The sequence below is a fragment of the Cypionkella sp. genome, from assembly GCF_036782355.1.
In the GTDB taxonomy this organism is placed as follows: domain Bacteria; phylum Pseudomonadota; class Alphaproteobacteria; order Rhodobacterales; family Rhodobacteraceae; genus Cypionkella.
This window is the reverse complement of sequence record NZ_DAIPZF010000008.1, coordinates 90,337-94,830: the sequence shown is the minus strand read 5'-3', so window position 1 is coordinate 94,830 and position 4,494 is coordinate 90,337. Positions and strand designations below refer to the sequence as shown.

Annotated in this window: 5 protein-coding genes; 4 read left to right on the top strand and 1 reads right to left on the bottom strand. The window is 59.3% G+C overall.

What is annotated here, in order from left to right; all coding sequences use genetic code 11:
* Window positions 1-343: 343 nt before the first annotated feature.
* Window positions 344-1,549 carry an aminopeptidase P family protein gene (locus V7Q10_RS04920; protein ID WP_333867940.1) on the top strand — a complete coding sequence of 402 codons (1,206 nt, stop codon included), beginning with the start codon at window positions 344-346 and terminating at the stop codon, window positions 1,547-1,549.
* Between the two features lie 173 nt (window positions 1,550-1,722).
* Window positions 1,723-2,577 (top strand): L,D-transpeptidase, encoded by an 855-nt coding sequence (locus tag V7Q10_RS04915; protein ID WP_333867939.1) that lies wholly within the window; start codon window positions 1,723-1,725, stop codon window positions 2,575-2,577.
* A 54-nt stretch (window positions 2,578-2,631) separates the two neighbouring features.
* Here V7Q10_RS04915 and V7Q10_RS04910 read toward each other — a convergent pair whose 3' ends face one another.
* Complete coding sequence (locus V7Q10_RS04910; protein WP_333867938.1) at window positions 2,632-2,973, bottom strand: cupin domain-containing protein; 342 nt, start codon at window positions 2,971-2,973, stop codon at window positions 2,632-2,634.
* Window positions 2,974-3,125: 152 nt separating this feature from the next.
* Between V7Q10_RS04910 and panB the strand changes: the two genes are divergently transcribed.
* Window positions 3,126-3,959: a 3-methyl-2-oxobutanoate hydroxymethyltransferase gene (panB, locus tag V7Q10_RS04905; protein ID WP_333867937.1), complete on the top strand. Its 834-nt coding sequence runs from the start codon at window positions 3,126-3,128 to the stop codon at window positions 3,957-3,959.
* Window positions 3,953-4,494: 4-phosphopantoate--beta-alanine ligase (locus V7Q10_RS04900; protein WP_442885819.1), on the top strand; the 542-nt coding region annotated here is incomplete at its 3' end. The genes panB and V7Q10_RS04900, both read left to right, overlap by 7 nt.

The following is a 4,494-nucleotide window of genomic DNA, read 5'->3' as shown; positions in this document are numbered from 1 at the left end:
CTGGCAGAACCGATTGGTTCAACGGGTGCTATGGCGCAGCGGATGGCAGATTTGGCGCAAGACCCCGCCCGCCATGGGCTGGTCGAGGATGCCGCCGATTGGCCGTTTTCGTCCTTTGCCCGCAGGGGCGATCTGGCTTTGGCTTAAACCTTGGAAGAGCCTTGCCAAAGGCCCTAACTTTGGGCAATTTGCGCGCAAGCCGTGGCGATGGCGTCGCCACAAGGGGTTCTGGGTCTGCCTTCGACCTTCTTCGCTTGCAGGGCAACCTGCTTTCGTCCTGCACGCCGGGACCTTTCGGGGTCTTGGCTGCTATCAGCCCGCCCCTTCTATGAGGTCTGAACCAATGACGGAACGTCCACAACAATACCGCTTTCACCAAGGCGACCGGATTTTGCCCTTTGCCGCCGAGGAATATGACGCGCGCCTTGAAGGCCTGCGCGATCTGATGGAGCTGCACGGCATTGACGCCTGCGTGTTCACCTCGATGCATAATATCGCCTATTACTCGGGGTTCTTGTACTGCTCCTTCGGGCGGCCCTATGGTTTGGTGGTGACACCGACGCAAAGTGTCACGATCTCGGCGGGTATTGATGCGGGCCAGCCATGGCGGCGCTGCCACGGCGATAACATCACCTATACCGATTGGCAGCGCGACAACTACTGGCGCGCGATCCTGTCGGTGACAGGCGAAGGCCGTGTGATCGGCTGCGAGGCGGATCATTTGACCATGGTGCAATCGGAAAAGCTGAACGCTTTCCTAAAGCCCAAGCGCGGCGTTGATGTCTCGGCGGGCACCATGCGGCAGCGGATGACGAAATCGCAGGCCGAACTGGACATCATTCGCCATGGCGCGGGCGTGGCCGATGTTGGCGGCTTTGCCATTCGCGAAGCGGTGCGCGAAGGTGCGCGCGAGCTGGACGTCGCGATGGCCGGTCGCAACGCGATGGAGCTGGAAATCGCCAAGCGCTTTCCAGATGCCGAATACCGCGACACTTGGGTGTGGTTCCAATCGGGCATCAACACCGATGGTGCGCATAACCCAGTAACCAGCCGTATCTTGCAGCGCGGGGATATCCTGAGCCTGAACACCTTCCCGATGATCTCGGGCTATTACACCGCCTTGGAACGCACGATGTTCGTGGGCGAGGTTGACGCCGCCAGCCGCCGGATCTGGGAGATCAACGTCGCCGCTCACGAGCTGGGCATGAGCCTTTTGAAGCCCGGCGCCTCTTGTGCTGAAGTGACGGCGCAGATCAATACCTTCTTTGAAGAGCATCAGGTGTTGAAGTATCGCACCTTTGGCTATGGCCATTCCTTCGGCGTTCTAAGCCATTACTACGGCCGCGAAGCTGGTCTGGAACTGCGCGAGGATATCGACACGGTGCTGGAGCCTGGCATGGTAATCTCGATGGAGCCGATGCTAACGATTCCAGAGGGCGAGCCTGGGGCTGGCGGCTACCGCGAGCATGATATTTTGTTCATCACCGAAGATGGCAATGAAGATATCACCAAATATCCCTACGGCCCCGATTTCAACGTCGTCGGCTAAGGCAAAACCCGCTAAAACTGACCCCTGCGGGCAACTGCGGGGGCTTTTCTTTTTGCGACATTTCAGCGGGGGTTGACGGCAAGGGCTGCGGTCGCGCTAGGTGCTTTAATGTTTTTCTAACCCGAGTCATCCCTGTGCAAAACTCTCTTTTCCGCGTTCTAGGACTTCTGTCTGTGTCACTTTTGGCGGGCTGCGCTGCGCCAAAGCCTGTCGAGGAACCGCCGGCGCCGCTTGTGGTGGCGGGCTATGAGGCGGTTGAGGACAATGGCTTTTTGATTGAGGCGGTCAATCCTGAGCTGCTGAAGGAAGGCCGCGCAAGAACCGAGGTGGATTACGCAGGCGACGAGGCGCCGGGCACCATCGTCATCGACACCTTTTCACGCAAGCTTTATCTGGTGCAAGAGGGCGGTCGTGCCCTGCGCTATGGCATCGCAGTCGGGCGCGAGGGCTTGGGCTTTCGTGGCACGGGTGTGATTTCGCGCAAGGTCGAGTGGCCGTCTTGGCAGCCGACGCAGAATATGCTGACCACACGGCCCGATCTTTATGCCGAATACGCTGGTGGGTTGCAGGGCGGCTTGGACAATCCTTTGGGCGCGCGGGCGCTGTATTTGTACCGCAATGGCCGCGATACCTATTTCCGCATTCACGGCACCATTCAGAACGAATCGATTGGCCATGCCACCTCGGCTGGTTGTATTCGGCTGTTTAACCAAGATGCGATTGATCTTTATAATCGCACCGATATGGGCACCAAAGTAAAGGTGCGCAGCTTGGAAGAAAGTCTTGCCGCCGATGGCCCGCAGATGGACGACGCTTGGGGCCGTGCGGTGCCTGACACGCCAGAAAACGTGGCCCAAAAGGAAATTGATCTGCAAACCATTTCCGCCCAAGAAGCCGCCAAGCAAGAGGCAGAAGCCGCAGCCACCGCAGAGGCCGAAAAAGCCGCTGCCAAGGCCGAGAAAAAGCGTCTGGCGCGCTGCCGGAACAAAGGCATCAGCGCTGACGATTGCCCGTTTGAACAGACCTGATCGCAGGCTTGCATTGCATCATACGGCCCCGCCTTACCGCGGGGCCGTTTTGCTTTAGGATCGGATCACATAGTCTTTCAACGTAGTTTCGACCACCTGCCAAGTGCCTTCAAAGCCGGGGCGGATGATGAAACGATCGCCCGTGCGCAGATGTGTGGCTTGGCCTGCGGCATCGGTTAGAATCGAATGGCCTTGGTGAATGTAGATATATTCCCACTCGGCATAAGACACTTTCCAAGTGCCGGGGGTGGATTGCCACATGCCGCAATAAAGACCGGCGTCATCTTCGATGTTCCAAGTGCTATGCACCGGATCGCCGGCGATCAGGCTCTCGGCATCGGGGCGGGTGATCTCGACGGGGGTCGAGTCTTGACTGACGCGGTGTAACAGGTTCATCGGTTTGTCCTTTGGTGGCTTTGTCCGCAGTTGCGCGTGAAGCGCGGGCTGGGTCAAGCAGGTTCGGCGCTGCAATGCAGCGTAACGAACTTGCTGTTGCGACGGGTCTGTGTCCATATGCGCGACAGAATGTTAACAGCGGAGCCTGCCACATGAGTGCCACCTCTACGATGCGCGTGGTCCTGCCGCCCGATATTCGGGCGCGCAAAGGGCAGCTGCCTTTGGTGGTGCTGACCGCCTATACCACGCCGGGCGCGCGCTTGGTTGATGCGCATTGCGACATTGCCTTGGTGGGCGATTCGGTCGGGATGGTGTTGCACGGCATGCCCAGCACTTTGGGCGTGACGCTAGAGATGATGATTATGCACGGATGTGCGGTCGTCAAAGGCTTGTCAAAGGCAATGGCTGTGATCGACATGCCGTTTGGGTCGTATGAGGAAAGTCCGCAGCAGGCCTTTCGCAATGCCTCCCGACTGATCGCCGAAACCGGCGCGCCTGCGGTCAAGCTGGAAGGCGGCGTGCATATGGCTGAAACCATTGCCTTTTTGACCAAGCGCGGCGTTCCAGTGATGGCGCATATTGGTCTGACGCCGCAGGCGGTGAACACGCTTGGCGGCTATAAGGTGGTCGGGCGTGATGCCGATGCCGCAAGCGTGATGGCCGATGCGCTTGCAGTCGAGGCGGCGGGGGCCTTTGCAGTGGTGCTGGAAAAGGTGCCGATGGGGCTTGCCGGTCAAGTCACCAAGGCCCTGAACATTCCGACAATAGGCATCGGGGCTGGGGTCGATTGCGACGGGCAGGTTCTGGTGCTGGACGATATGCTGGGCCTGTTCACCGATTTTCGGCCAAAATTCGTCAAACGCTATGCCGAATTGGGCGCTTTGGCCGATCACGCGATTGCCGATTACGCCGCAGAGGTACGCGCGCGCAGCTTTCCTGCCGCCGAGCATAGCTTTGCCGATGTGCTGAAGGGCAAGCAATCTTGACCCAAATTATTCGGACGGTAGCCGATCTGCGCGCCTTGGTGCGCGGCTGGAAAGCGGCGGGCGATGTCGTGGGGGTGGTGCCAACCATGGGCGCGCTGCACGAAGGCCATTTAAGCCTTGCCCGCGCCGCCAAGGCCGATTGCGCGCGGGTGATCGTGACAATTTTCGTCAATCCAAAGCAATTCAACAACCCTGATGATCTGACCAAATATCCGCGCACCGAAGCGGCCGACGCGGATCTTTTGCGCCCCCTGGGCGTCGATGTGATCTTTGCGCCAAGTCCAGACGAGGTCTATCCGTCAGGCTTTGCCACAGCGGTCACAATGGCGGGTGTGGCCCAGCCCTTGGAAGGCGCGCTGCGGCCAGGGCATTTTGATGGGGTGGCGACTGTGGTGGCCAAGCTGTTTGGCATGACGATGGCCGATCGCGGCTATTTCGGCCAGAAGGATTGGCAGCAGCTGCAAGTGGTTAAGCGGCTGGTGCGCGATCTGAACATTCCGGTCTGGGTGGTGGGTTGCGAAACCATCCGCGAGGC